This is a genomic window from Micromonospora sp. NPDC047762 (assembly GCF_043204655.1).
In the GTDB taxonomy this organism is placed as follows: Bacteria; Actinomycetota; Actinomycetes; order Mycobacteriales; family Micromonosporaceae; genus Micromonospora.
The window spans coordinates 1005971-1029351 of the sequence record NZ_JBIDCQ010000002.1 but is presented as its reverse complement, the minus strand read 5'-3'; the positions used below and the strand labels follow the sequence as shown (position 1 = coordinate 1029351).

General features: G+C 70.5%; 29 protein-coding genes. 18 read left to right on the top strand and 11 right to left on the bottom strand.

Annotation, left to right across the window (positions count from 1 at the left end; genetic code table 11):
- The first annotated feature begins 100 nt into the window (after positions 1–100).
- Complete coding sequence (locus ACGF3C_RS10330; protein ID WP_393220565.1) at positions 101–850, top strand: phosphodiesterase; 750 nt, start codon at positions 101–103, stop codon at positions 848–850.
- Here ACGF3C_RS10330 and ACGF3C_RS10325 read toward each other — a convergent pair.
- Positions 817–1035, bottom strand: coding sequence for a hypothetical protein (locus ACGF3C_RS10325; protein WP_355008950.1), 219 nt, complete (start codon positions 1033–1035; stop codon positions 817–819). The genes ACGF3C_RS10330 and ACGF3C_RS10325 overlap by 34 nt on opposite strands.
- 273 nt (positions 1036–1308) lie before the next feature.
- On the opposite strand from ACGF3C_RS10325, the gene ACGF3C_RS10320 reads away from it, so the two are divergent.
- From ACGF3C_RS10320 to ACGF3C_RS10310, 3 genes are all read left to right on the top strand, one after another.
- Positions 1309–2403, top strand: a complete 1095-nt coding sequence (locus ACGF3C_RS10320) for a 3-deoxy-7-phosphoheptulonate synthase (protein WP_357206493.1) — start codon at positions 1309–1311, stop codon at positions 2401–2403.
- A gap of 358 nt (positions 2404–2761) precedes the next feature.
- Positions 2762–2995, top strand: coding sequence for a hypothetical protein (locus ACGF3C_RS10315; RefSeq protein ID WP_355009012.1), 234 nt, complete (start codon positions 2762–2764; stop codon positions 2993–2995).
- 23 nt (positions 2996–3018) lie between these two features.
- Positions 3019–3213: a hypothetical protein gene (locus ACGF3C_RS10310; RefSeq protein WP_091405645.1), complete on the top strand. Its 195-nt coding sequence runs from the start codon at positions 3019–3021 to the stop codon at positions 3211–3213.
- 53 nt (positions 3214–3266) lie between these two features.
- Here ACGF3C_RS10310 and ACGF3C_RS10305 read toward each other — a convergent pair whose 3' ends face one another.
- The 3 genes from ACGF3C_RS10305 to ACGF3C_RS10295 are packed head-to-tail and all read right to left on the bottom strand — an operon-like array spanning position 3267 to position 4536.
- Positions 3267–3803, bottom strand: coding sequence for a DUF1360 domain-containing protein (locus ACGF3C_RS10305; protein ID WP_355008951.1), 537 nt, complete (start codon positions 3801–3803; stop codon positions 3267–3269).
- A gap of 53 nt (positions 3804–3856) precedes the next feature.
- On the bottom strand, positions 3857–4195 hold the full coding sequence (locus ACGF3C_RS10300) for a hypothetical protein (protein ID WP_393220560.1): 339 nt from the start codon (positions 4193–4195) through the stop codon (positions 3857–3859).
- Complete coding sequence (locus ACGF3C_RS10295) at positions 4195–4536, bottom strand: DUF6158 family protein (protein ID WP_393220805.1); 342 nt, start codon at positions 4534–4536, stop codon at positions 4195–4197. The genes ACGF3C_RS10300 and ACGF3C_RS10295 overlap by 1 nt, the downstream gene beginning before the upstream one ends.
- 131 nt (positions 4537–4667) lie before the next feature.
- Between ACGF3C_RS10295 and ACGF3C_RS10290 the strand changes: the two genes are divergently transcribed.
- On the top strand, positions 4668–5090 hold the full coding sequence (locus tag ACGF3C_RS10290) for a hypothetical protein (protein WP_357228907.1): 423 nt from the start codon (positions 4668–4670) through the stop codon (positions 5088–5090).
- A gap of 25 nt (positions 5091–5115) precedes the next feature.
- Positions 5116–5448, top strand: a complete 333-nt coding sequence (locus ACGF3C_RS10285; RefSeq protein ID WP_357206485.1) for a DUF3817 domain-containing protein — start codon at positions 5116–5118, stop codon at positions 5446–5448.
- Between the two features lie 54 nt (positions 5449–5502).
- Here ACGF3C_RS10285 and ACGF3C_RS10280 read toward each other — a convergent pair whose 3' ends face one another.
- Entirely contained in the window at positions 5503–6024 is a 522-nt protein-coding gene (locus ACGF3C_RS10280; RefSeq protein WP_357228904.1) for a DUF6232 family protein, read from the bottom strand.
- A 501-nt stretch (positions 6025–6525) separates the two neighbouring features.
- Between ACGF3C_RS10280 and ACGF3C_RS10275 the strand changes: the two genes are divergently transcribed.
- On the top strand, positions 6526–7503 hold the full coding sequence (locus ACGF3C_RS10275; protein ID WP_357228902.1) for an NlpC/P60 family protein: 978 nt from the start codon (positions 6526–6528) through the stop codon (positions 7501–7503).
- A gap of 73 nt (positions 7504–7576) precedes the next feature.
- Here ACGF3C_RS10275 and ACGF3C_RS10270 read toward each other — a convergent pair whose 3' ends face one another.
- From ACGF3C_RS10270 to ACGF3C_RS10255, 4 genes are all read right to left on the bottom strand, one after another.
- Entirely contained in the window at positions 7577–8566 is a 990-nt protein-coding gene (locus tag ACGF3C_RS10270) for an RNA polymerase sigma factor RpoD/SigA (RefSeq protein ID WP_091405669.1), read from the bottom strand.
- A 377-nt stretch (positions 8567–8943) separates the two neighbouring features.
- On the bottom strand, positions 8944–9885 hold the full coding sequence (murQ, locus tag ACGF3C_RS10265) for an N-acetylmuramic acid 6-phosphate etherase (protein ID WP_357228899.1): 942 nt from the start codon (positions 9883–9885) through the stop codon (positions 8944–8946).
- Positions 9882–10796, bottom strand: coding sequence for a MurR/RpiR family transcriptional regulator (locus ACGF3C_RS10260; RefSeq protein WP_355008959.1), 915 nt, complete (start codon positions 10794–10796; stop codon positions 9882–9884). The genes murQ and ACGF3C_RS10260 overlap by 4 nt, the downstream gene beginning before the upstream one ends.
- 75 nt (positions 10797–10871) lie before the next feature.
- Complete coding sequence (locus ACGF3C_RS10255) at positions 10872–11888, bottom strand: NAD-dependent epimerase/dehydratase family protein (protein ID WP_393220552.1); 1017 nt, start codon at positions 11886–11888, stop codon at positions 10872–10874.
- A gap of 158 nt (positions 11889–12046) precedes the next feature.
- Here ACGF3C_RS10255 and ACGF3C_RS10250 point away from each other — a divergent pair, with 158 nt between their 5' ends.
- Positions 12047–12739 carry an SDR family NAD(P)-dependent oxidoreductase gene (locus ACGF3C_RS10250; protein ID WP_357228894.1) on the top strand — a complete coding sequence of 231 codons (693 nt, stop codon included), beginning with the start codon at positions 12047–12049 and terminating at the stop codon, positions 12737–12739.
- Here the strand turns inward: ACGF3C_RS10250 and ACGF3C_RS10245 are convergent.
- Complete coding sequence (locus ACGF3C_RS10245; protein WP_393220802.1) at positions 12724–13392, bottom strand: thymidylate kinase; 669 nt, start codon at positions 13390–13392, stop codon at positions 12724–12726. The genes ACGF3C_RS10250 and ACGF3C_RS10245 overlap by 16 nt on opposite strands.
- Before the next feature lie 182 nt (positions 13393–13574).
- Between ACGF3C_RS10245 and ACGF3C_RS10240 the strand changes: the two genes are divergently transcribed.
- From ACGF3C_RS10240 to ACGF3C_RS10220, 5 genes are all read left to right on the top strand, one after another.
- Positions 13575–14159 (top strand): nucleotidyltransferase, encoded by a 585-nt coding sequence (locus ACGF3C_RS10240; protein ID WP_387354605.1) that lies wholly within the window; start codon positions 13575–13577, stop codon positions 14157–14159.
- Complete coding sequence (locus tag ACGF3C_RS10235) at positions 14156–14431, top strand: hypothetical protein (protein ID WP_355008963.1); 276 nt, start codon at positions 14156–14158, stop codon at positions 14429–14431. The genes ACGF3C_RS10240 and ACGF3C_RS10235 overlap by 4 nt, the downstream gene beginning before the upstream one ends.
- 10 nt (positions 14432–14441) lie before the next feature.
- Positions 14442–15218, top strand: coding sequence for a metallophosphoesterase (locus tag ACGF3C_RS10230; RefSeq protein WP_112621865.1), 777 nt, complete (start codon positions 14442–14444; stop codon positions 15216–15218).
- The gene (locus tag ACGF3C_RS10225; RefSeq protein WP_007464364.1) at positions 15209–15352 is read left to right on the top strand and encodes a GPGG-motif small membrane protein; all 144 of its coding nucleotides are present in this window, start codon (positions 15209–15211) and stop codon (positions 15350–15352) included. The genes ACGF3C_RS10230 and ACGF3C_RS10225 overlap by 10 nt, the downstream gene beginning before the upstream one ends.
- A gap of 173 nt (positions 15353–15525) precedes the next feature.
- On the top strand, positions 15526–16020 hold the full coding sequence (locus ACGF3C_RS10220; RefSeq protein ID WP_357234313.1) for a TspO/MBR family protein: 495 nt from the start codon (positions 15526–15528) through the stop codon (positions 16018–16020).
- 51 nt (positions 16021–16071) lie between these two features.
- On the opposite strand, the gene ACGF3C_RS10215 is transcribed toward ACGF3C_RS10220, so the two are convergent.
- Positions 16072–16845 (bottom strand): peptidoglycan DD-metalloendopeptidase family protein, encoded by a 774-nt coding sequence (locus tag ACGF3C_RS10215; RefSeq protein WP_357234316.1) that lies wholly within the window; start codon positions 16843–16845, stop codon positions 16072–16074.
- Between the two features lie 250 nt (positions 16846–17095).
- On the opposite strand from ACGF3C_RS10215, the gene ACGF3C_RS10210 reads away from it, so the two are divergent.
- The 5 genes from ACGF3C_RS10210 (at position 17096) to ACGF3C_RS10190 (ending at position 23350) form a co-directional block, all read left to right on the top strand.
- Positions 17096–18442, top strand: a complete 1347-nt coding sequence (locus ACGF3C_RS10210) for an ABC transporter substrate-binding protein (RefSeq protein WP_393220545.1) — start codon at positions 17096–17098, stop codon at positions 18440–18442.
- Positions 18443–18513: 71 nt separating this feature from the next.
- Positions 18514–19560, top strand: coding sequence for a carbohydrate ABC transporter permease (locus tag ACGF3C_RS10205; RefSeq protein WP_393220542.1), 1047 nt, complete (start codon positions 18514–18516; stop codon positions 19558–19560).
- 1 nt (position 19561) lies between these two features.
- A complete protein-coding gene (locus ACGF3C_RS10200) occupies positions 19562–20530 on the top strand; it encodes a carbohydrate ABC transporter permease (RefSeq protein WP_357208069.1) in 969 nt (322 codons plus the stop codon).
- A 69-nt stretch (positions 20531–20599) separates the two neighbouring features.
- Positions 20600–21646 (top strand): LacI family DNA-binding transcriptional regulator, encoded by a 1047-nt coding sequence (locus ACGF3C_RS10195; protein ID WP_091405707.1) that lies wholly within the window; start codon positions 20600–20602, stop codon positions 21644–21646.
- Between the two features lie 30 nt (positions 21647–21676).
- Positions 21677–23350, top strand: coding sequence for a glycoside hydrolase family 13 protein (locus ACGF3C_RS10190; protein WP_393220799.1), 1674 nt, complete (start codon positions 21677–21679; stop codon positions 23348–23350).
- Positions 23351–23381 lie beyond the last annotated feature (31 nt).

The following is a 23381-nucleotide window of genomic DNA, read 5'->3' as shown; positions in this document are numbered from 1 at the left end:
CCCGACGCTATCCGATCTCGGAGGCGGAAAGGTGACGTGCCGTCGGTCGGCGAGCCGACCCGGGCGGCTTCGGAGCCGCCGCGCGGGGTACCGGAGAGCAATGACCGTCACCCCGCCTCCGTTCCGGTCCGCCGGCCGGGCCGCCACCGCCGTCGAACGCGCCAGCACCGCACTCGGCCGGCTGCGCCGCGGCCGGTTGCTGCATCCGGCCGGTCGCTCGTTCGTCGGCGAGACGGTGATCTGGGGTACGCCCGGACCGCCCACCGGGGTCGCGCTGCTGGACCAGCCCGGCCGGTACCGGACCACCATCCGGCTCTCCAAGGGAACGCCCACGCCCGGCAGTTGGCCCGACGTCCTGGGCCTCGCGCTGCGCCTGCACGGCGACGGCGGCCGGCCGTTCGATCTGCTGGTCAGCTCCAGCGGCGCGGCCCCGGTGCTGCGGAACCTGCCGCTGCCGCGACGCCGCTTCACCGGCACGTACAGCACGATCACGTGCTACCGCGCGGGCCGGCGCCGCCTCTGGCTGGCCGCGCTGGCCGACCCCGACTCGGCCGACCTCGGTCGCAGCCTGGCCGCGGCGTCCGCCGCGACCCGGACGGACACCCCGCGCCTGGTGCTCGCGGTCGCGTCGGCGGTGGGGCCGTGGCGACTGGTCGGGCAGGTCAGCCTCGGCGCCCAGCTCAGCGCCGAGGAGGACGAGGCGCTCGCGTTCGACCCGGTGCGCAACCTGCCACCCGAACTGCGGGTGGCAGGTCCGCTGGCCTGGCTGCGTGACCAGACCTACCGGGGGTCGCGCCGGGCACGCGGGGCGACCGCTCAGTCCGGCGGTTCGACCGCCACCACTGTCTGATCCGAGGTACGACGCTCCAGCACCGTGTCCGGAGCGGCGTTCTGGTCAGCGGTGCGGATGTCCGACTCGGCGAGGATGGCCTCCGCCTGCGCCTCCGGGTCGTCGCTGCCCACCGCCTCCTCCTCGGGCAGGAGGTGGTGCGCGCGGGACTCCACCCGGTCCTGATCGCTCTGCTCGTGTGTCATGGCACCCCTGTTACCCCGACCGCGTCCCCGGCACGCGATCTTCACCCCGCATCTTGGGACGACAGCACGGGGGAAGGCGTCCGGTCGGGTACGCTGGCCCGGTGACGCGTTCCTATCGATGGTTTAGGCAGCCGGCTCGCACGCCGGTGACTTCACCATGAACTGATGTCACCACGGACCGAGCCGGCTGGGCAGGAGCTGTCGTTCCTGCCCTTTTGCGTACGAGCAGCCGGCTCGTCCCGGGCACCGGCCCCGGGCACGGTCGGCGAAAGGATGCCCACCGTGACGACCCCGGAGACCGATCGGGTCAGCGATCAGCGGATCGACCGTGTCGTGCCGCTGACCACGCCCGCCCTGCTGCACCACGAGTTGCCCCTGGACGCCCCGCTCGCGGCGGCCGTCTTGACCGGCCGCCGCGCGGTCGGTCGCGTGCTGGACCGCGAGGACGACCGCCTGCTGGTGGTGGTCGGTCCCTGCTCGGTGCACGACCCGGCCGCCGCCCTGGACTACGCGCAGCGTCTGCGGACGGCAGCTGACCGGCTCGCCGACGACCTGCTGATCGTCATGCGGGTCTACTTCGAGAAGCCGCGCTCCACCGTCGGCTGGAAGGGCCTGATCAACGATCCCGGCCTGGACGGCAGCGGGGACGTCAACACCGGTCTGCGGCTGGCCCGGGCGCTGCTGCTCGACGTACTCCGCCTCGGCCTTCCGGTGGGTTGCGAGTTCCTGGACCCGATCACCCCGCAGTACATCGCGGACACGGTGGGCTGGGGCGCGATCGGTGCCCGCACGGTGGAGAGCCAGGTGCACCGCCAGCTCGCCTCCGGCCTGTCCATGCCGATCGGCATGAAGAACCGCCCGGACGGCAGCATCGGCACGGCCGTGGACGCGATCCGCGCCGCCGGGGTGCCACACGTCTTCCCCGGCATCGACTTCTCCGGCACCCCGGCGATCATGCACACCCGGGGCAACACGGACGGGCACCTCGTGTTGCGCGGTGGGGGCGGCCGACCCAACTACGACGCCGAGTCGGTCGCCGGGGCACTCGACCTGCTCCGCGCCGCCGACCTGCCGGAGCGGCTGGTGATCGACGCGAGTCACGCCAACAGCGGCAAGGACCACCGTAATCAGCCGCTGGTGGCCGCGGACGTGGCCGCCCAACTGGCCGCCGGTCAGCGCGGGATCACCGGCGTGATGCTGGAGTCGTTCCTGCTGCCCGGCCGGCAGGAGCTCGACCCGACCCGGACGCTGGAGTACGGGCGGTCGGTCACCGACGCCTGCCTGGGTTGGGACGACACCGCCGAGGTGCTCGACCACCTCGCCTCGGCCGTGCGGGCCCGCCGGGCCACCCTGCCCACGACGGTGTGACCGCCGACACCACGACCGGCGGAACACGAACGGGGGTCGGCTCGTTGACTGGGGTGTCGGTGTGTCCAGTGTCCCCGGGCCTCACCTAAATAGCCTTCGCGGAATACCGTCCGGCTGGAGCCGCGTAGTGCCACTCGCCGAGAGGCGACCTGCACACCGTCACCAGCGCCGCCCCCGGCCCACAAGGCCGGGGGCGGCGCTGTCTGTCCGGTCCTTTGCTCTGCACCCCTCCGCGCACCACTCACAACGCGTGACCCTCGCATCGGCGGGTGCAGAGCAAAGGAAGGGTTACGGGGCCGTCGACCAAGCGCGCAGACCAGCCGACGGGGTGACGTTTGACCGATTCCGCCCCGGGTAGCTGATCGACGTGACCGACGACTCACCACTGGCCGACGAGCCGGACACCCGGGCACTCGACGACCTGCTCGACGGCATCTTCCGGGGCCAGGAGCGGGTTGAGCAGGCGGAGATCTACCGTCAGGCGGTGGCCGCAGAACTCCCGCCGGAGCTGCTCGCCCGCATCGACGCGCTCCCCGAGGGTGAGTACGCGGTGGACGAGGCCAGTGACCTGCTGGGCGGCTCGGTCGGCTGAGCGACCGCGGAAGGGACACCGACATGACGCACCACGAGGACCACGACGAGAAGGTGCCGGCGCTGGGTCAGCCCCCGAAGGGCAGGGACACCACGCCCGAGCCGGACTTCGCCAACGAGCACGACCGCACAGCGGTGGATCGGGACATCATCACCGGGGCGGACGAGGACGAACGGGAACCGGAGTCGCCGCACGGTTGGTCCGGCATGCAGCGCTGACGGCGTACGAAAAAAGGGGGGCCGGCGCAGGCCAGCCCCCCTTTTTTGGTTTTTCAGTCGTCGTGCCCACCCTCGGCGGCCTGCTGCGCCGTCGCGTACGCCATCTGAAGGAAGTCGGATGCGGCGACCGCCGTCAGCGCGGTCGCCACCAGGCGGGTGAGCCGGGGCGCGAGCACCAGGCCACCGGTCAGCCCGGTGGCCACCCAGACCGCCAGGCAGAACGGGCAGCTCAGCAGCTCGCCGATGGCATGCCGGGTGGGGCTGCCCGAGTCGCGGACCTGCTCCATCACCTCGCCGCTGCCGATCGGGCGGTCGTAGCGGGTGAACGGCGCCCGTAACGGGCTGGTCACCGCGTCCTTGGACAGCAACCGGCTCAGCTTGTGCGTGGCGATGGAGAGCAGCACCACGTCGGACGGCGCGGGACGCTCCGGCACCGGCCGGCCGGTCGCCTTGACCAGGCCGGCCAGAGCCCCGGTCACCCCGGCGTAGGCGCCCATCGCCACCAGGTAGCCGCCGAGCGGCCGGTGCTCGTGCGGCGCGTATGCCCGGCGCAGCCGGGCCGCCTTCTGCCGCAGGCCAGTGTCGCTCACCCGATCTCCTCACGTGTCGTGGTGGTGCGGGAACGGCGTCGCGCGAGGCCGGCTCAGCCGGCCTGGAGGTTGTCGGCGACCTCGCGTGCCAGGTTGGTGAGCGCCTCGTCTGCCAGCTGGTCCGGACCGGATCCGCCGGACCCGTCGGCCAGGTCCAGCTGGATCCGCGCGCCACCGGAATCGGCCGGCTCCACCCGGATCTCGGCGGACCAGTCGTCGGCGTCGCCGTCGCCCCAGCGGGCGCGCAGCTCCTCGCCGTTGATCTCCGCAGCGGGGCTGCCGTCGCCGCGCAGCGGCTCCGGCAGCCAGGCCGAGGCGCGGTCGGGGTCGGTGGCCGTGCTGAAGACCACCTCGGGTGGCGCGGACATGCCGCGCACGGCGCGCGCCGGCATCACGCGTCCCGCAGGCGGCTGGGATCGACCTCGCGACCCGGGTGTCGGGCCAGGTACTCGGTCTCCAGCTCCGCCGTGCGCCGGAGGTGGTTCGCGAGTGCGGAGTCGGCAGCGTGCCGCAGGGTGTCCAGGCGGGTTCGGTGCAGGCTGTGCATCTCGCGGATCAGGTCCTCGTCGGAAAGCTCCGTCGGGTCGATGCCGAGCAGGTCGTCGTCGAGGCCGGGAGCGCCGGCCGGGTCGGCTAGCTGATCGCCGCCCCACTCGGGCACCCGCTGCTCCGGGCTCGTATCCGCGCTGCCGCTGGACGCAAAGCCGTCCTCACGTACCGATCCGGTCATGATCGCCCCCCTTGATCTCGTTTGGGCTGGCGTCTAAACGATTGCCCAAGCGCGGTGACGCCAAACCAAGGCGGCGAGTCGACGACTACGACACGGTGTCGGAGACCGGTGGCGTCCCCGGTACCCTCATTGTCATGAGGCGGCTCTGGACCCCGGCGTGGATCGCGCGCCACGTGGCCATGGTCGTCCTGGTCGTGGGCTTCCTGGGGCTGGGCTGGTGGCAGATCAGCCGGGCCACCGCCGGCAACAGCCTGAGCTGGGGGTACGCGGTCGAGTGGCCGATCTTCGCCGGCTTCGTGGTCTACGTCTGGTGGCGTGAGGTGAAGCTGGCCCGCCGCAGGGCGGCGGAGGCCGACGCGCCGCCAGCGGATCCGGCCGTCGAGCCGGCGCCGGCGGTCACCACCGGGTCCCGACCGGGGGTACGCCGACCGGTGCGGGTGTCCCGGGTGCCGGCCACCGGCGACGTCGTCGAGGACAACGACCTGGCCGCCTACAACCACTACCTGTCATGGTTGAACGCCAATCCGGGCGCCCGGCCCGGTGACTATCCCGGCTGAGCCGGGCTCGGAAGGACGGACGAAGGTGGGCGCTGCCCTTACCCGGTACCGCGTGATCGCCTGGATCGTGGGCGTGGTGCTGATCCTGCTGGTCGTGGTCGGCATGCCACTGAAGTACGCGTTCGACAATCCGGTCGTGGTGGAGACGATCGGGCCGGCGCACGGCTTTCTCTACATGATCTACCTGGTGGCCGCGTTCGACCTGAGCCGCCGAGCCGACTGGCCGCTGAAGCGGATGCTGCTGGTGATGCTGGCCGGCACGGTGCCGTTCGTCTCGTTCTACGCCGAGCGCCGGGTCAGCGCCTGGGTGGCCGCGCCGCAGGCCGAACGGACTCCGGAGCCCGTCCTCCCGCGATGACGGTGAGCGGGCGTGAAGATTGGTTGCGCCGACCTTCACGCCGGTCGCGCCGCATCAGCGGTTGGGCCGCCACGGGTCCGCTTCGGCGATCGGGTCGACCCAACTGCCGTAGCGGTTGACCTCCCGGGCCCGCAACAGCGCCCGGGTGACCTGGCCGAACTGCCGTTCGTCGTCGGCGCTGAACAGCAGCACCTCCGAGCCTTGGTACCACCCCCACAGTTCGTGTGGCGGTGGGCGCCAGCGGTCGCCGACCAGGGCGAGAGCGGCCGGGAGCAGGAGCACAGCGCCGAGGATCAGGTACGCCCCGGCGGTGAGGCGGTGCAGACCGCCGGTGAAGCCGAGAAGCACCCCCACACCACCGAGCATGCTGGCGGTGATGACCACGGCCCGGACGGCGATCCGGTCGTGCGGGCCCCGGGTGGTACGCAGATGGGTCAGGTCGGCGACCCGGTAACTGTTCCGGCCGATGGTGAACCGGTCGACGGTCACGATGATGCCGGGCCGCGCGTACAGCAGGGTCGACCGGGCGCCCGGCACCGTTCGCGGCGGTCGCGTCTTTGCGCCTTCACGATTCACGGTTCCTCCCGAAGGGGACGGTTGGCCGAGTGGGCCTGCTGGCGACAGTCATCGCTGCCTGCCGACGGGATTCCCGGCTCCGGACTTCATTGTGTTGCGGCACCGCCAGTCGACCTGGGCATTTACCGGGTCCCGACAGCTCACCCCGACCGGGTGAGATCGCCGAGAAACCGCATCCATTTCAGCTTTTATCGGTTATGGCCACCAGGAATCCGGCGGCATAAGCCCGGAACGACGAAAGTCATATATCTGTCAATAAGCGGCGAAAAGGGCGATGTTCCCTCGTTCGCAGGTGTCATCAGCCACGATGGCGACACCCAGCCCACCGGCCCGACCCGCAACTCTCCCAACTTTCGCCCCTGCTTCAACTGCGAGTCACATCCGTCTCGGGTTAGGTTGGGCGAGCCGGTCCGGCCCAGTGCCGTCCGCCCGGGTGGCCCCGGCCGGTGTCGTCGAGGGCGTCAGCAGCCCCGGCGGCCGTGGGAGAGGGGCCTTCCGCTCTTGTCATCCCTGAGAAATCTGCTGCGCACCGTGGCGCTGGTCGGCATGTCGGCCGCGCTGATCGCCCCGACGGCGGTGGCCCAGGCCGAGCCGTCCCCCGCCGACCTGACCCGCCGGATCGAGACATCCTCGGCCGAGTTGGAGCGGGTCGTCGAGTCGTACAACAAGTTGCGTGAGGAGATCAAGACAAACGAGGCCGCCGTGGCCCGATTACAGACCCGCATCGGCCCGCTCGAACAGCAGGTCGAGCAGAGCCGGGCCGACGTGGCCGAGATCGCCTCCACCGCGTACAAGAGTGGCGGTCTGCGCACCGCGGACGCCCTGCTGCGCGCGGGCGGCTCGGCTGCGCTGCTGGACCGGCTCGGCACGATCGAGCAGTTGACCCGCCAGCGGCAGGAGCGCATCTCCGGCTTCACCACCGACCAGCGGCAGCTGCTCGACGAGAAGGCCCGCCTGAGCACGACCTTGACCCGGCAGGCCGCACAGGCCCGTCAGCTCGCCACGGCCAAGAAGCAGATCGAACAGGACCTGGCCAAGCTGTACGAGCTGCGCCGGCAGGCGTACGGGGCCGCCACTGAGCGACCTGAGCCCAAGGCAGCGACGGCCGAGGCAAGGAACGTGCCCGCCGTGTCCGGTGCTGCCGGAACAGCGGTGCGTTACGCGTTCGGGGCGATCGGCAAGCCGTACAAGTGGGCGGGCGAAGGGCCGGACGGCTACGACTGCTCCGGGCTGACCCTGGCGTCCTGGCGGGCAGCCGGCAAGTCGCTGCCGCACAGCGCCCGGATGCAGTGGAGCGCTGTCGCCCACATCGGGCGGGGCGAGCTACGCCCCGGCGACCTGATCTTCTACAGCGGGCTCGGGCACGTCGCCCTCTACGTCGGCGACGGTCAGGTGATCGACGCGCCCAGCGCCGGTCGCAACGTGCTCAAGCGTGGCATGAACATGATGTCCATCCACGGTTACGGCCGGGTCCGCTAACCACTGTCAATGGACGGCGAACGGCCGGCGTCCCCCTATCGGACGCCGGCCGCTCGCCGTCATTACTACCAGGTCAGGCCGCCTGCAGCCCCTCCGCCCGGGCCAGCTCACGGAGCCGGCCCAGCGCCTGGATCTCCAGTTGCCGGATCCGCTCGCGGGACAGCGAGAACCGTGACGCGACCTCGGTGAGCGAGTGCTCCCGGCCGTCCTCCAGCCCGTAGCGGGCCCGCATGATGCCGGCGGAACGATCGTCGAGGTGGTTGAGCAGCCCCTCGATGCGCTGCCGCTCCAGGCCGCTGAGAACGATGTCCTCCGGCGACGGCGCGTCACTGTCGGCGACCAGGTCACCGAGGTTCGTGTCGCCGTCGTCGCCCACCGGGGTGTCCAGCGAAACGGTGTCCTGCGACCAGCGGCGCAGCTCGTTCACCCGCTCGACGGTGACGCCGAGGGCGTTGGCGATCTGCTCCGGCTCCGGGTCGCTGCCCAACTCACGGGTCAGCTGCCGGGCCACGTTGCGCATCCGGTTGACGTCCTCCACCAGGTGCACCGGCAGACGGACGGTGCGCTCCTGCTGGGCGATCGCCCGGCTGATCGCCTGCCGGATCCACCAGGTGGCGTAGGTGGAGAACTTGTAGCCGCGTTCGTAGTCGAACTTCTCGACCGCCCGGACGAGGCCGGTGTTGCCCTCCTGGATCAGGTCCAGCATGGGCATCCCCGAGCGCACGTAGCGCCGGGCGATCGACACGACCAGTCGGAGGTTGGCGCGGATGAAGAGGTCCTTCGCCCGCTCGCCCTCGACGACCAGCCATTCCAGGTCGGCCCGGTCGACACCGGCGGGAACGGCTTCCTCACCGAGCAGGTGCTCGGCGTAGAGGCCGGCCTCGATCGCCTTGGAGAGATCGACCTCCTTGGCGGCGTCCAGCAGTGGCGTCCGGGAGATCTCGTGCAGGTAGACGCCGACCAGGTCGCGCTCCTCGGCAACCTCGTCGGTTCGCATGCCGATGTTCTTGTCCACGTTGCCCACGGTCCCCTCGCTCGCGCCGGTTGCCCGGTTCCTTGCCATTCCCCACACCTGTCAGCCCCTGGTAACTTCTGCTGTGCCCATCGGTGCTGACACCTACACAACAGATGAGACGTGTCGGGGATTCCTCGTCGTGAGTCGAAAGTGTCACGAATGCCTGAGTAGTAGCTGAGAGCACGGTCCATGTTTGCTGTCAGCACCCGTCGGGTGGCTCGCCACTGGGCACCACGTACGGATTACCGCACCATGGCAACACCGCCCGTCGCGGGGGCACAGCGACCCGGATCACCACCACGATGCGATCCTGGTCACTGCCAGATACGCACGGGTGAGCCGGTCGGTTCATTCACGGGGGTGTTATTACCCCCCGGCCAGATGAACAATCCGAGGGCCCATTCGCTTCCCGGGGGACGGGGGCGCTATGAGGCGAGCAGGGCGAGGGCGCCGCGCACCTGGTCGGCCGAGCGGGCCAGCGCGGCCCGGGCAGCGTCGATCTCGGCACCCGAGACAAGGGCGACGAGCGCCGTCTTCAGGTCGCCGTCGGCGTCGGTGAGGGCCTGCTGGGAAAGCTCCTCCGAGCAACCGGTGGCCTCGACCAGAATCGAGATCATTCGTCCGCGAAGTTTCGCGTTGGTGGCCACCATATCGATCATGAGGTTCGAGTAGACCCGGCCCAGACGCACCATGACGGCGGTCGAGAACGTGTTGAGCACCAGTTTCTGCGCTGTGCCCGCCTTCATCCGGGTCGACCCGGTGACCACCTCGGGTCCGGTGTCCACCCCGATGAACACGTCGACCGACCGGGCGGCCTCCGCCTCCGGATTGGCGCAGAGCAACACCGTCGAGGCACCCTTGCCGCGGGCTGCGGACAGCGCCCCGAGGACGTACGGGGTGCGTCCGCTGGCCGCCAGACCGACCACCAGGTCCCCGGCCCGTACACAACTGGCAGCTTCGACCGCGCCGCCCCGGTCGTCGTCCTCGGCGTCCTCGACGGCCCGCCACATGGCGTCCGGGCCTCCCGCGAGGTGTGCGCAGAACCAGTGTCGGGGCGAGTTGAAGGTGGGGGCCAGTTCGGCCGCGTCGAGCACGCCCAGGCGGCCGGAGGTGCCGGCCCCGAAGTAGTGCACCCGGTGGCCGCCGCGTAGCGCCGCGACAGCCAGGTCGACGGTGGTGGCGATCTCGTCGAGCACCGCGGCGACCGCTGCGGGCACCCGCCGGTCCGCCTCGTTGATCACGGTGAGCACGTCCCGCGTCGACATCAGGTCGAGGTCGACGCTGAGCGGGTTACGCCGTTCGGTGGGGGCACCCACCCGGACCGTGGGGCGAGCGGGCCGTGCGGGCATCTCCGCACCGGCCGTCATGCCCGCCTCCGGTTGGCACCCACCCGGTGCGACTGGACCGCCTCGGCGGTCGCCTCCAGGGCCTTGCGGGCCCGGGCTCGGTTGCGGGCGGCCACCCCGACGAAGAGGCAGTCGACCACTGTGAGCTGGGCCAGCCGGCTGGCCGTCGCGCCGGAGCGGTAGGTGGTCTCCCGGGCCGCCGTGGTCAACACGAAGTCCGCCACGTCGGTGATCGGCGAACGCGGAAAGTTGGTCAGCGCCACTGTCACGGCACCGCGGGTACGGGCCTGCTCCAGCACCTCGATCACGTCGGAGGTGGTGCCGGTGTGCGAGATGCCGATCGCCACGTCTCCCCGGCCCAGGAGGGCGGCCGACGTCAGCGCGGTGTGCACGTCCGGGAAGTAGAAGGCGATCCGGCCGATGCGGTGCAGCTTCTGCTGGAAGTCCGAGGCGACGAACCCGCTGGCGCCGGCGCCGTAGATGTCGATCCGAGCGGCACCGCTGATCGCCTCGACCACCTGCTCGCAGACGGCGGGGTCGAGTTGCTCGGCGGTCTCCTCGACGGCGCGGGCGTCGTTGAACGCGATGGTGGCGATGATCTGGGCGAGGTCGGCACCGGGCGGGATGTCGCCGCCGACGACGCGGGCGTCCGGTGGTTCGATCCGGCGGGCGGCCTCGGCGGCGAGGCGGATGCGCAGTTGGGGGTAACCGTCCATGCCCACCGAACGGCAGAACCGGATGACCGTCGCCTCGGAAGTCTCGGCTGCGGTGGCGAGGTCGGTGATTGTCCGCCGGGCGGCGGCCGCCGGGTCGGAGACGACCAGCCGGGCGACCCGCTGCTCGGCGGGCGACAGCGATGGCAACAGCCCGCTGATGTGGACGATCAGCCCACCGGGCTCGTGACTCGCAGAAATCTTCGGACTCTTCGCCACGGATGAAACTTACTTTCACCAAGCGTGAGCGTCAACTATGACTGTCCGACGTGGGGGAAACTTCGATCGCCGGGATCACCGGTCCCGCACAGCCTGCCACTTCCCCAGGATCGCCGCCTCATCCGCCGGGTCGAGTCCACCCTGCCGGACGGCCGCCGGGTGTGCGGCCATCCACGACGCCGTCGCCCGAACGGTATCGGCCAGCGGACGGACGGTCAGACCGGCGTCCAGGGCCGGCCGGACGTCCCGGTCCATCAGGCCGGCGGTCTCCGGCAGTCGCACCCAGAGCGGCAGCGCCCGCTCCCCCGACCACTCGCGTACGTCGTGGGAGAGCAGGAACTCCTGGTCGACCCAGGTGAGGGCCGGATCGGCGACGCCCAGCCCGGCGGCCACCCCCGCCAACAGGTCGGCCCGGGACATCGCCGGACCGGAGCCGTCGTACGTGCCGCCGAGGCCGGTGCCGGCGGCGTGCAGCAACCAACGCGCCAGATCGGCGACGTCCACGAACTGCACCCGATCGGTCGGACGCCCGGGGGCCAGCACCTCGCCACCGGCCGACAGCCGCCGCACCCAGTACGGAAAACGGTCGCTCGGATCCTCCGCGCCGACGATCAGCCCCGCCCGGCAGATGAACGAACGGTCCACGCCCACCCGCGCCCGGACCAGCTCCTCAATGCTCACCTTGCACTCGCCGTACCAGCGGTGGTCCGGGCCGATGGGACCGTCCACGTTCGGCGGGGCGGGCGCCAGGATCGGCGCGTCCGCAGCGGTCTGGCCCGGGGTGGTGTGATCCGCGTACACCGAGATCGTCGACACGAACGACCAGTGGCCGACATGGTCGGCGAGCGCGGCGAGCGCGTGCCGGGCGTGGCTGATCTGGCGGGTCACGTCGACCACGGCGTCGAAGCCCGCGGCGACGAGCGGGACGAGCGAATCGGGATCATCCCGGTCGGCCGCCACGAACCGCGCCCCGGCCGGCACCGCGCCGGACACGCCCCGGGCCGCACAGGTCACCTCGTGCCCCTGTTCGACGGCGAGCTGCGCCGTGGCCCGACCGAGGAACCGGGTGCCACCGAGAATGAGGATCCGCATCCGCCGATCCTGCGCCCCCGAGGTCCGAACAACCCAACCAATCTGCCGACGGCAGACCGCGATCATGAAGTTGTTGCCCCTCGGATCGGCGTGTCACGGCAACAACTTCATGATCGACGGAGGGGCTCGAAGAGGGCGGGGGCACTAGCGTGGGGCTTATGGGAGAGCGCAGCGTGTTGGTGACCGGGGGTTCCGGCGGGCTCGGCGGGGCGGTCGTCACCGCGTTCGTCGAGGCGGGCTGGCGGGTGGTCGTACCCGAGCGGAAAGCCCGGCCCGGGTCGGAGCCGGCGGTGGCCGGACTGGTCCGCGTGGTCGCGGACCTGGGCGAGGCGGCGGGCGCGGCGCAGGCGGTCGAGGCCGCTGCCGGCGAACCGGCGGCGCCGCTGCGCGCGGTGGTCAACCTCGTCGGTGGGTACGCCAGCGGCGGGTTGGTGCACGAGACGCCGGTCGAGGAGTTCGAGCGGATGCTCACCGTCAACCTGCGGCCGACCTATCTGGTCACCCAGGCCGCGCTCCCGCACCTGGTGACGTCCGGCGGCGGCGCGGTGGTCTGCGTCTCGGCCCGCGCGGCAGTCACCCCGTTCCGCGGCGCGGCCGGCTACTCGACGGCCAAGGCGGCGGTGCTGGCCTTCGCCAACGCGGTAGCGGTGGAGTACCGCTCGCAGAACGTGCGCTGCAACACGGTGCTGCCCAGCGTCATCGACACCCCGGCGAACCGGGCCGCCCAGCCCGACGCCGACCATTCCCGCTGGGTCACCCCGGCCGAGATCGCGCCGGTGATCCGGTTCCTCGCGTCGGCGGACTCCGCCCCGACCAGTGGCGCCACAGTGCCGGTCTACGGGCGGGCCTGAGCCACCACCGGGCCGAGGTCCTCTCCGCCCGAGGCGGACGGCGGTAGCCAGGTCTCCAGGTGCGCCTGGATCTGCTCGGTCACCTCCTCGGCCGGGCGGCCCGCGTCCACCAGCACGAAGCTGGGGTACTCGGGCAGTGCCCGGTAGGCGGTGTCGGCGGCGGTCAACCACCCCATCGTCTCGTGGTCGGTGCCGCGTTCCTCGATACGCCGGTACGCCTCCGCCGGGTCGACGGCGAGCAGGAAGGTCACCTGCGGCGTCGGGAACAGCCGGTAGCCGGCCCGGGCGAGCCGTTCCCAGCGCTGCCCGCCGTGCGCCCGGATGCTCGCGTACTGGCAGGCCGAGTAGCGGTCCATGACCGCCGTCCGGCCGGTGAGCAGGCAGCTGATCAGGGCGATGGCGATGGCCAGCCAGCGCAGTACCGACTCCACGGCCAGCACGCCGTCGCGACCGACGAGCCGCTGCGCGTCCGGACGGCCGAGGCGTTGGGCGATCCGACCGAGCCAGCGGCGGCCACTGGCGTTGCGGCGGTAGGTGGCGGGGCGTCCGGCGGCGGTCAGCGCGTCAGCCAGCCGGTGCGCCTGCGTGGTCTTACCCGAACCGTCGATCCCGATCAGGGCGACGGTGCGCAATCGGGCCTTGCGTCGTCGCATCCCCGATGATCTGGCCACCCTCCACAGGTTATCCGACTCACGCACATGGTCCGCGAGGTTTGTGGTGCTTCATCCCTGTTGACGCCCGACCGAGACACCAGCAGGTGTGGACGACCGGAATGCCGGGTACCGGAGTTCGAAATCCAACCGCCGGTCCACCAACACGACGACGGAGGAACCAGATGGCTGAGCGCGGAGACGAGAGTCTGGTGCACACCCTCAAGAAGGTCGCCGCCGTGCTCAAGCAGTCCGAGATTCCGTTCGCCCTGGGCGGCAGCTTCGCGGTCTACGCCCACGGGGGGCACTCCAGCGATCACGACGTCGACTTCCTGATCCGGGAGGCCGACGTGGAAGAGGCACTGGAGGCCCTGGTGGCCGCCGGTTTCGTCGCGGAGCGTCCGCCGGAGGACTGGCTGGTGAAGGTCTTCGACGACGGCCGGATGGTGGACCTGATCCACCGGCCGATCGAGACTCCGGTCACCGAGGAGACGTTCGCCGACACCGTCGTCCGACCGGTGGACGCGATTCGCATGCCGGTGCTGTCCGCGACCCAGCTGATGGTGCACAAACTGCTCAGCTTCTCCCAGCACTACTGCGACTTCGCCCGCGGTCTGCCGCTGGCCCGCTCACTGCGGGAGCAGATCGACTGGGAACGGGTACGCAAGGAGACGCAGCACTCGCCGTACGCCGAGGCGTTCCTGGTGCTGCTGGACCGGCTGGAGGTGGTGTCGGCCGCCGGCACCCAGCCAGGAGAGGGGACATCGTGACCCACCATCGCGACATCGACACCGGGCCACCCGACGAGTACGTCGAGGCGGAGATCCAACGGCTGCTCGTCGAGGACCCCGCCGTCGCCGAACAGGGGATCACAGTGGTTCGACGGGAACGCGCCCTCGTGCTCTACGGCGAGGTGGAGAGTCCGCACCGACGGGACGAGATCCTGCGTCGGGTGTCCGAGCGCTTCCCGGACGTGCCTGTCACCAGCGACATCGGGGTGATCCGCGCCCAAGCGCCCACGGAGATCGAGCAACTGCCCTGAGGGAGGTTCCATGGTGATCCGGATTGCCGCTGTGGGCGACGTGCATCTGGACGAGGACGTGGTCGGCCGGTTCCGACCGGCGCTGGAGGAGTTGCCGGAGTGCGCCGACGTGCTGCTGTTGGCCGGGGACCTGACCCGGCACGGCACCGAGGCCGAGGCGCGCTGCGTGGCGGAGGAGTTCGGCGGCTTGGCCGTACCGGTGGTGACCGTGCTCGGCAACCACGACCACCAGTGTGACCAGGTGCCACAGGTGGTCAAGGTGCTGGAGGACGCGGGCATCACGGTGCTGGAGGGCAACGGCGTCGTGCTGGACTGCGCGGGTGGCCGGCTCGGCATCGCCGGCGTCAAGGGCTTCGGCGGCGGGTTCGCCGGACGGTGCGCCAGCGACTTCGGCGAGCCGGAGATGAAGGCCTTCGTACGGACCACCACCGAGAGCGCGGACCGTCTCGGTGCGGCGCTGCGCTCGCTGGACTGCGACATGCTGGTCGCGCTCACCCACTACTCGCCGGTGCCGGACACGCTCGCCGGCGAGCCGTTGGAGATCTACCCCTTCCTGGGGTCGTACCAGCTGGGGCAGGCGATCGACTCGGCGCCCACGGCGCTGGCCGTGCACGGGCACGCGCACGCCGGCACCGAGCGCGGCACGACCCCCGGCGGGGTACGCGTCCGCAACGTCGCGCACCCGGTGATCAAGCAGGCGTACAGCGTCTTTCACGTTGGCGATCAACTCGACACCGACCAGGTTTCCCCGATCGGCCAGTCGGGTAGTCAGAGGTCATGGAGCTGATTCTCTGGATTCTCGCAGTCGTACTCGTGGTCGCCGGCATCCTCGCGCTGTTCCGCCGGCAGATCCTGTGGGGCATCGTCCTCATCGTTGTCGGGCTGTTGGTCGGCCCGGGTGGTGTCAGCATCTTCAATTAGCGCTCGTACCTCTAACACCGGGACCCGTCGGGGTCGCCGCGACCGGAGCTTCGTCCTCCCGACAGAAGCACCGGCCGCGGCGATCCCGGCGCTTTTTTGTGGCTGCCGGCCCGGTGAACCGCCCTCCTTCCGCTCGGCGGTTTGAGCCGACCCCGAGGGGAAATATCTCGACCATGGAGATGTCTCAGGACGCGCCGGCGGCCTCCGGGCGGCGGGCGTGGTGGGCCCTCGCCGGTTTCGCGGCGGCGGTCTTCGTCGCGGCCGCGATCGGCGGCCTGGGCGTGCAGGGCACCACCGGGGAGTACGCGAACCTGCGGCAGCCCGGCTGGGCCCCGCCCTCGTGGCTCTTCGGCCCGGTCTGGTCATTGCTCTACGCGCTGATCGCGGTGGCCGGCTGGCTGGTGTGGCGCCGGGTCGGCTTCTCCCCCGCCCTCTGGGCGTGGACCGCCCAACTGGTGCTCAACGCGATCTGGACCCCGCTGTTCTTCGGCGCCGGGCAGTACGGTCTCGCGTTCGCCGAGATCGTGCTGATGTGGCTGGCGATCGGCCTGACCGTGGTGCTGTTCGCCCGGGTGTCCCGGGTGGCGACGGCGCTGCTGCTGCCGTACTGGGCCTGGGTCACCTTCGCCGCCGCGTTGAACCTGGCGATCTGGCAGCTCAACAACTGACCGCACGGTCCCCGGCGGCGACGCCCGCCGGGGACCGTGACAGTCACCGGGTCAGCAGCGGGGCACTCCCGGGATGTAGCCGTCGGAGCCGGTGTACACGTACGCGTCGGCGATGTAGCGGCCGGAGCCGATCCGGTCCCAGATCGAGCTGGTGCCGTACGTGCCGGTGACCGTGGTGCCACTGGTCTGGCAGGCGATCGTCACCCGGGTGCCGTCGGCGACGGTGCCCACCGAGGCGTACCCCGTGCCGGGGCCGGAGCGGACGGTCAGTGGCGTGCCGCTGGTGTCGACGGTGCCGTTGCCGCTGCCCGAGGAGCACCCGTTGTTACTGGTGTAGCTCTTGGTGCCCCAGTACAGCGCGAGGGTGCCATTGAAGCGGACCTGGATGTCGGCGCCGTTGAGGCGCTGCTCGTAGTGCAGGTGGGGGCCTGTCGATCCGCCGGTGCTGCCGACCCAGCCGAGCACCTTGCCGTACCCGACAGTCTGCCCGACGGAGACGTTGAAGCCGCTGAGGTGGGCGTAGTACGTGCTGTAACCGCCCCCGTGGTTGATTCGGACGTACTTGCCGTAGCTGGTGCCGCCGAGGTCGGTCACCCGGTCGACGGTGCCGGGGGCGCTCGCCACCACCGGGTCGCCCTGGTCGTCGGTGCGGTTGAAGTCGACGGCGTACGCCGGGCTGTGGTCCGACCGGGTCTGCCCGGACCAGGACTGCCCGCACGGGAACGGCACCCTGAAGGTCGGCGCGGCCAGGGCCGGGGTCGCCGGCACCAGCGCTCCCCCGACGAGGAGACCCGTCACCAACAGGCTGATCCACCGCTTTCGCATACAGCTCCTCCTATGTCGAAAACCTTCGATCTGGTGGGGCCAGCCTGACAGATATCGTCAATCTTCGAAAGAGTCCTCAGCTTGTCCCGGACGCGCGCCCACCAGGCAGCCCGCAGGTTTCCGGATTGTTACTCGCTCGTGTCTGACAGGGGGTGGACCGGGCCGGATGCAAGCGCTTACATGTGTGCACGCCCAATCGGACCGGCGACGGGTCACCAGCACGACCGCGCCGGCTAGGAAGGAGGACGGCATGGCGGTCTTTACCAGACCACGCCAGGCCTTCGTGATCGCCGGTGTAGTCGGGCTGGCGCTCAGCGCCACCGCCTGCGGTACCGGCGACGACAAGAAGAGCAGCAAAGCGGGTTCCGCGGAGTGCGCCGCATACGACAAGTACGAGGGCCACGACGGCAAGAAGGTCTCCATCTACGCGTCCATCCGTGACGCCGAGGCCGACCTGCTCAGGAACTCCTGGAAGACGTTCGAGGACTGCACCGGCATCGAGATCGACTACGAGGGCAGCGGCGAGTTCGAGGCGCAGCTCCCGGTCCGGGTCGACGGTGGCAACGCCCCCGACATCGCCTTCGTGCCCCAGCCGGGCCTGGTGAAGCGCTTCGCGGACGCCGGCAAGCTGAAGAACCTGAGCGCCGACACCAAGGCCCTCGCCGAGCAGAACATGCCGGCCGACTGGCTGAAGTACGGCACCGTCAACGGGACGCTCTACGGCGTGCCGCTCGGCGCCAACGTGAAGTCCTTCGTCTGGTACTCGCCGAAGACGTTCAAGGAGAAGGGCTGGGAGGTTCCGACCACCTGGGACCAGCTCATCGCCCTGAGCGACAAGATCGCCGCCAGCGGCATCAAGCCGTGGTGCGCGGGCGTCGAGTCCGGTGACGCCACCGGCTGGCCGGCCACCGACTGGATCGAGGACGTGCTGCTGCGGACGGGCGGCCCCGAGGTCTACGACCAGTGGACCACCCACACCATCCCGTTCAACGACCCGAAGATCGTCGACGCGGTCGACCGGGCCGGCAGCATCCTCAAGAACGACAAGTACATGAACGGCGGCTTCGGCGGCGTCAAGAGCATCACCACCACCGCCTTCCAGGAGGCGGGCCTGCCGGTGACCACCGGCAAGTGCGCGATGCACCGACAGGCGTCGTTCTACGCCAACCAGTTCCCCGAGGGCACCAAGGTGGCCGAGGACGGCGACGCGTTCGCCTTCTACCTCCCGGCCATCGACCCGGCCAAGGGCAAGCCGGTGCTGGGCGCTGGCGAGTTCGTCGTCGGCTACGCCGACCGTCCCGAGGTCCAGGCCGTGCAGACCTACCTCGTCTCGGCGGAGTACGTGAACAGCCGCGCGAAGCTCGGCAACTGGGTCACGGCGAACAACAAGCTGGACATCACCAACGTCGCCAGCCCGATCGACAAGCTCTCCGTCCAGATCCTTCAGGACAAGACGGGCACCTTCCGCTTCGACGGATCCGACCTGATGCCGGCCGCCGTCGGCGCGGGAACGTTCTGGAAGGGCATGGTCGAGTGGCTGAACGGCAAGGCGACCGCCCCGGTGCTCCAGGGCATCGAGAGCAGCTGGCCTAAGTGATCCCCGGCGGTGGCCCGGTCCGCTGACGCGGGCCGGGCCACCGGCCGAGGTGGACCCGGAAGGGAGGGTTGATGGAGTTCGACTTCGCCGATCAGCAGCCGAAGCTCCTCATGCTGATGTACGGGCTGGTCGCCTTCGTGCTGGTGGTGGGTGGTCTCCTACTGCTGCTCGACGTGGTGCCGGCCTGGTTCGCCCGGCGACGGGAGGCGCAGCTCGTCGCTGCCTCGGTTAGTGGTGCTCCACTTCCCCGTCGACCCAAGCAGCGGGAGGGGATCTTCGCGCTCTTCTTCCTGCTGCCGACGCTGCTGCTACTCACCATCGGTCTGGTCGTGCCGGCCATCCGCACCGTGCTGCTCTCCCTGATGAACAGGACCAGCACGGAGTGGGTGGGGTTGGACAACTTCGGCTGGATGTTCTCCGACGACGCGATCGTCCGGGTCCTGATCAACACCCTGATCTGGGTGCTCCTGGTCCCGCTGGTAGCGACCGGTTTCGGCCTGATCTACGCCGTCCTGGTGGACAAGGCCCGCTTCGAGGCCGTGGCCAAGTCACTGATCTTCCTCCCGATGGCCATCTCCTTCGTCGGCGCCAGCATCATCTGGAAGTTCGTCTACGCCTACCGGGGTGAGGGCGACCAGATCGGTCTGCTCAATCAGATCGTGGTCAGCCTGGGCGGTGAGCCCAAGCAGTGGCTGCTCGAATCGCCGCTGAACACGCTGCTGCTGATCGTCATCATGGTCTGGATCCAGGCCGGCTTCGCCATGGTGGTGCTCTCCGCCGCGATCAAGGCGATCCCCGGCGACATCGTCGAGGCCGCCCGGCTCGACGGTGTCAGCCCGTGGCAGATGTTCTGGCAGATCACCATGCCGAGCATCCGACCGGCGCTGATCGTCGTGATGGTGACCCTCACGATCGCCACGCTCAAGGTCTTCGACATCGTCCGGACCTCGACGAACGGCAACTACGACACCAGCGTGATCGCCAACGAGATGTACAACCAGGCGTTCCGGTACAGCGAGAACGGGCGGGGTTCCGCGCTCGCGGTCTTCCTCTTCCTCCTGGTCATCCCGGTCGTGATCTACCAGATCCGTAACCTCCGTCAACAGCGGGAGGGCTGAGATGACCACCGCAACGCCCACCGTCGCCGCCGGCACCCAGAAGACCGACGGCACCCCGACCACCACGGCCGGCCGGGTCCGCAAGCGGTTGAACAGCCGCACCGCGACGCTCGTCTCGATCGTCATCGCGGTGGTCTGGACCATCCCGACCTTCGGCCTGCTCGTGTCCTCCCTCCGGCCGGAGGACGAGATCAAGACCACCGGCTGGTGGACGGCCTTCACCAACCCGCAGTTCACCTTCGAGAACTACGAGCAGGTCCTGTTCGGGCGCTCGTCGTCCTCCGGGCAGCTCGCCGGCTCCTTCATCAACTCGCTGGCGATCACCATCCCGTCGGTGCTCTTCCCGCTCGCCTTCGCGTGCCTCGCCGCGTACGCGCTGGCGTGGATCAACTTCCGCGGCCGGGACTGGGTCTACATCGCGATCTTCGCGTTGCAGATCGTGCCGTTGCAGATGGCCCTGGTACCGCTGCTGAGGTTCTTCTCCACCGGGGTCAGCCTCGGCGGCGTCACTCTGATGCCGGCCTGGGACCTGGTCGACGAGCAGAAGTTCGCCCAGGTGTGGTTCGCCCACACCTGCTTCGCGCTGCCGTTCGCCGTCTTCCTGCTGCACAACTTCATCTCGCAACTGCCGGGGGACCTGATGGAGGCGGCCCGGGTCGACGGGGCCACCCACCCGAAGATCTTCCGCACCATCGTGCTGCCGCTGATCACCCCGGCGCTGGCGGCGTTCGGCATCTTCCAGTTCCTCTGGGTCTGGAACGACCTGCTGGTCGCGCTGATCTTCGCGGGTGGCGGTGACGAGACCGCTCCGCTGACGGTCCGGCTCGCCGAGATGGCCGGCACCCGGGGCAACGAGTGGCAGCGCCTGACCGCCGGTGCGTTCGTCAGCATCGTCGTACCCCTCATCGTGTTCCTGTCCCTGCAGCGCTTCTTCGTGCGAGGTCTGCTCGCCGGCAGCGTCAAGGGCTGACCCGCGCGCCCGCCGCCGCCTGGCCCCTCGGGCGGCGGCGGGCGCTCCGGGCACCGAGCGGGGGAAACCGTGACGAGGATCGATGATGTGGCCCGGCTGGCCGGAGTCTCCACGGCCACCGTCTCGCGGGCGCTGCGCGGACTACCGACGGTCTCGGCCGCCACCCGGCGCCGGGTGCTCGCCGCCGCCGAGCAACTCGACTACGAGGTCTCGCCGAGCGCGTCCCGGCTCGCCGGGGGCCGGACCGGCACGGTAGCGGTGGTGGTCCCCCGGATCACCCGCTGGTTCTTCAGCACCGTCGTCGAGGCGGTCGAGGAGTACCTCCACCAGTCCGGCTACGACCTGCTGCTCTACAACCTGGGCGGCCGGGAGCAGGTCCGCCAGCGGGTCCTGCGGACGGCCAACCTGCACAAGCGGGTGGACGCCATGATGCTGGTCGCCACACCGCTGCGTCCGGCCGACCTGACCGCGCTGGCCACGCTGGAACTGCCCGGCGTCACCATCAGCTCGGGCAGCAGGGTGCCCAACTGGCCGTGCGTACGGATCGACGACGTGGCGGCCGCGCGGGTCGCGACCAAGCATCTGATCGACCTCGGCCATCACCGGATCGCCCACATCTCCGGCGACCCGGACGACGAGTTGGCCTTCACCACCCACCTCGACCGACGCCGGGGTTACCAGGCGGCGCTGCGCTCCGCGGGCCTGCGACCCGACCCCACCCTGGACATCGAGTCCACCTTCACCATCGACGGTGGCAACCGGGCCACCGCCGAGTTGCTGGCCCGCGGCGAGCCACCGACCGCGATCGTCGCCGCCTGCGACGAGATGGCGATGGGCGCGATGACCGCCCTGCGCGACGTCGGGCTGCGGGTGCCGCAGGACGTCAGCGTGGTCGGCATCGACGACCACGACCTGGCCGGTGTGCTCGGGCTCAGCACCGTCGCCCAGCCCGCTGCCGAGCAGGGCCGGCTGGCCGCCCAGATGTTGCTCGACCCGCTCGGGGCCCGGCCTCCGGGGCCCATCGTCAGTCAACGGGGTGCCGGTTGCGACACTCCGGTGGTCCTGCCCACCCGGTTGGTGGTCCGGGATTCGACAGCACCACCCCGGGCACACTGAAGTCCACACACCGCAACACGGGAGACGACCCTGAACACCGACTCGACGCAGCAGATCCCCTCCGGTCCCCCGGCCACCGGCTGGTGGACCGAGGCCGCCATCTACCAGATCTACCCCCGCTCGTTCGCCGACTCGGACGGGGACGGAATCGGTGACCTGCCCGGCATCACCGCCCGCCTCGACCACCTGGTCGAGCTGGGCGTGGACGCGGTGTGGCTCTCCCCCTTCTACCCCTCGCCGCAGGCCGACGCCGGCTACGACGTGGCCGACTACCGCGACATCGACCCGCTGTTCGGCACCCTCGCCGACGCTGACAAGCTGATCGCCGAGGCCCGGGCCCGCAACCTGCGCGTGATCGTCGACCTGGTTCCGAACCACACCTCGTCGGCGCACCGCTGGTTCCAGGCCGCGCTGCCGGCCGCGCCCGGCAGCGCGGAACGGTCGCGGTACGTCTTCCGGGACGGCCGTGGTCCGGCCGGCGACCAGCCGCCGAACGACTGGCAGAGCGTCTTCGGTGGTCCGGCCTGGACCCGGACAGTCGACGCCGACGGACAGCCCGGCCAGTGGTACCTGCACCTGTTCGACACCGGGCAGCCGGACCTCAACTGGGACAACCCGGAGGTGCACGCGGAGTTCCTGGACGTGCTGCGCTTCTGGTTGGACCGCGGGGTGGACGGCTTCCGGGTCGACGTCGCGCACGGCCTCATCAAGCAGGCCGACCTGGCCGACTGGCAGGAGCCGCAGGAGATCCTCTCCGGCAACGAGATCGACAAGCCCCGCCCGCCGATGTGGGACCAGGACGGCGTGCACGAGATCTACCGGCAGTGGCGGCAGGTGTTGGACAGCTACCCCGGCGAGCGGGTGCTGGTCGCCGAGGCCTGGGTGGAACCGGCCGAGCGGCTGGCCCGCTACGTCCGCCCGGACGAGATGCACCAGGCGTTCAACTTCGAGTACCTGCTCGCCGCGTGGAGCGCACCGGCGCAGTACGCGGTGATCACCCGTTCGTTGGAGGCGACCGACTCGGTCGGCGCACCGACCACCTGGGTGCTGTCCAACCACGACGTGGTGCGGCACGCCTCCCGGCTCGGCCTGCCGATCGGCACCGTACGCCCCAACGGCATCGGCATCGGCGACCCGCAGCCGGACGCCGCACTCGGTCTGCGCCGGGCCCGGGCGGCCACCCTGCTGATGCTGGCGCTGCCCGGCTCGGCGTACCTCTACCAGGGTGAGGAGCTGGGGCTGCCCGAGCACACCACCCTGCCCGACGAGGCCCGGCAGGACCCGACCTGGGCACGCAGCGGGCACACCCAGCGCGGCCGGGACGGCTGCCGGGTGCCGATCCCGTGGGAGGCCGACGCCCCGTCGTACGGCTTCGGGCCGACCGACGCGAGCTGGTTGCCGCAGCCCGCGCTCTGGGCGGAGTACGCGCTGGACCGCCAGCGCGACGTGCCCGGTTCGACGTACGAGCTGTACCGCACGGCGTTGCGGTTGCGCCGTGCCCACGGGCTGGGTCGCGGCACCCTGGAGTGGTTGTCCTCGGGCGACGACGTGCTGAGCTTCCGCAACGGTGAGCTGACCGTGCTGACCAACTTCGGTGCCGCCCCGGTGCCGGTGCCGGCCAACGCCGAGGTGCTCGCCGCCAGCGCGCCCCTGGACGACGACGGTGCGCTCCCGGCCGACGTCACCGTCTGGCTGCGAGGCTGATCCAAACGCCGTGAGGGGCCAAGATCCGCGC

What these genes read in the sequence shown, in the direction of transcription:
- ACGF3C_RS10330 (WP_393220565.1), top strand. Translation starts at nt 101, where the DNA reads ATGACCGTCACCCCGCCTCCGTTCCGGTCCGCCGGCCGGGCCGCCACC.
- ACGF3C_RS10325 (WP_355008950.1), bottom strand. Translation starts at nt 1,035, where the DNA reads ATGACACACGAGCAGAGCGATCAGGACCGGGTGGAGTCCCGCGCGCAC.
- ACGF3C_RS10320 (WP_357206493.1), top strand. Translation starts at nt 1,309, where the DNA reads ATGCCCACCGTGACGACCCCGGAGACCGATCGGGTCAGCGATCAGCGG.
- ACGF3C_RS10310 (WP_091405645.1), top strand. Translation starts at nt 3,019, where the DNA reads ATGACGCACCACGAGGACCACGACGAGAAGGTGCCGGCGCTGGGTCAG.
- ACGF3C_RS10300 (WP_393220560.1), bottom strand. Translation starts at nt 4,195, where the DNA reads ATGCCGGCGCGCGCCGTGCGCGGCATGTCCGCGCCACCCGAGGTGGTC.
- ACGF3C_RS10290 (WP_357228907.1), top strand. Translation starts at nt 4,668, where the DNA reads ATGAGGCGGCTCTGGACCCCGGCGTGGATCGCGCGCCACGTGGCCATG.
- ACGF3C_RS10270 (WP_091405669.1), bottom strand. Translation starts at nt 8,566, where the DNA reads ATGGCAAGGAACCGGGCAACCGGCGCGAGCGAGGGGACCGTGGGCAAC.
- murQ (WP_357228899.1), bottom strand. Translation starts at nt 9,885, where the DNA reads ATGACGGCCGGTGCGGAGATGCCCGCACGGCCCGCTCGCCCCACGGTC.
- ACGF3C_RS10255 (WP_393220552.1), bottom strand. Translation starts at nt 11,888, where the DNA reads ATGCGGATCCTCATTCTCGGTGGCACCCGGTTCCTCGGTCGGGCCACG.
- ACGF3C_RS10250 (WP_357228894.1), top strand. Translation starts at nt 12,047, where the DNA reads ATGGGAGAGCGCAGCGTGTTGGTGACCGGGGGTTCCGGCGGGCTCGGC.
- ACGF3C_RS10245 (WP_393220802.1), bottom strand. Translation starts at nt 13,392, where the DNA reads ATGCGACGACGCAAGGCCCGATTGCGCACCGTCGCCCTGATCGGGATC.
- ACGF3C_RS10240 (WP_387354605.1), top strand. Translation starts at nt 13,575, where the DNA reads ATGGCTGAGCGCGGAGACGAGAGTCTGGTGCACACCCTCAAGAAGGTC.
- ACGF3C_RS10230 (WP_112621865.1), top strand. Translation starts at nt 14,442, where the DNA reads ATGGTGATCCGGATTGCCGCTGTGGGCGACGTGCATCTGGACGAGGAC.
- ACGF3C_RS10225 (WP_007464364.1), top strand. Translation starts at nt 15,209, where the DNA reads ATGGAGCTGATTCTCTGGATTCTCGCAGTCGTACTCGTGGTCGCCGGC.
- ACGF3C_RS10220 (WP_357234313.1), top strand. Translation starts at nt 15,526, where the DNA reads ATGGAGATGTCTCAGGACGCGCCGGCGGCCTCCGGGCGGCGGGCGTGG.
- ACGF3C_RS10215 (WP_357234316.1), bottom strand. Translation starts at nt 16,845, where the DNA reads ATGCGAAAGCGGTGGATCAGCCTGTTGGTGACGGGTCTCCTCGTCGGG.
- ACGF3C_RS10210 (WP_393220545.1), top strand. Translation starts at nt 17,096, where the DNA reads ATGGCGGTCTTTACCAGACCACGCCAGGCCTTCGTGATCGCCGGTGTA.
- ACGF3C_RS10205 (WP_393220542.1), top strand. Translation starts at nt 18,514, where the DNA reads ATGGAGTTCGACTTCGCCGATCAGCAGCCGAAGCTCCTCATGCTGATG.
- ACGF3C_RS10200 (WP_357208069.1), top strand. Translation starts at nt 19,562, where the DNA reads ATGACCACCGCAACGCCCACCGTCGCCGCCGGCACCCAGAAGACCGAC.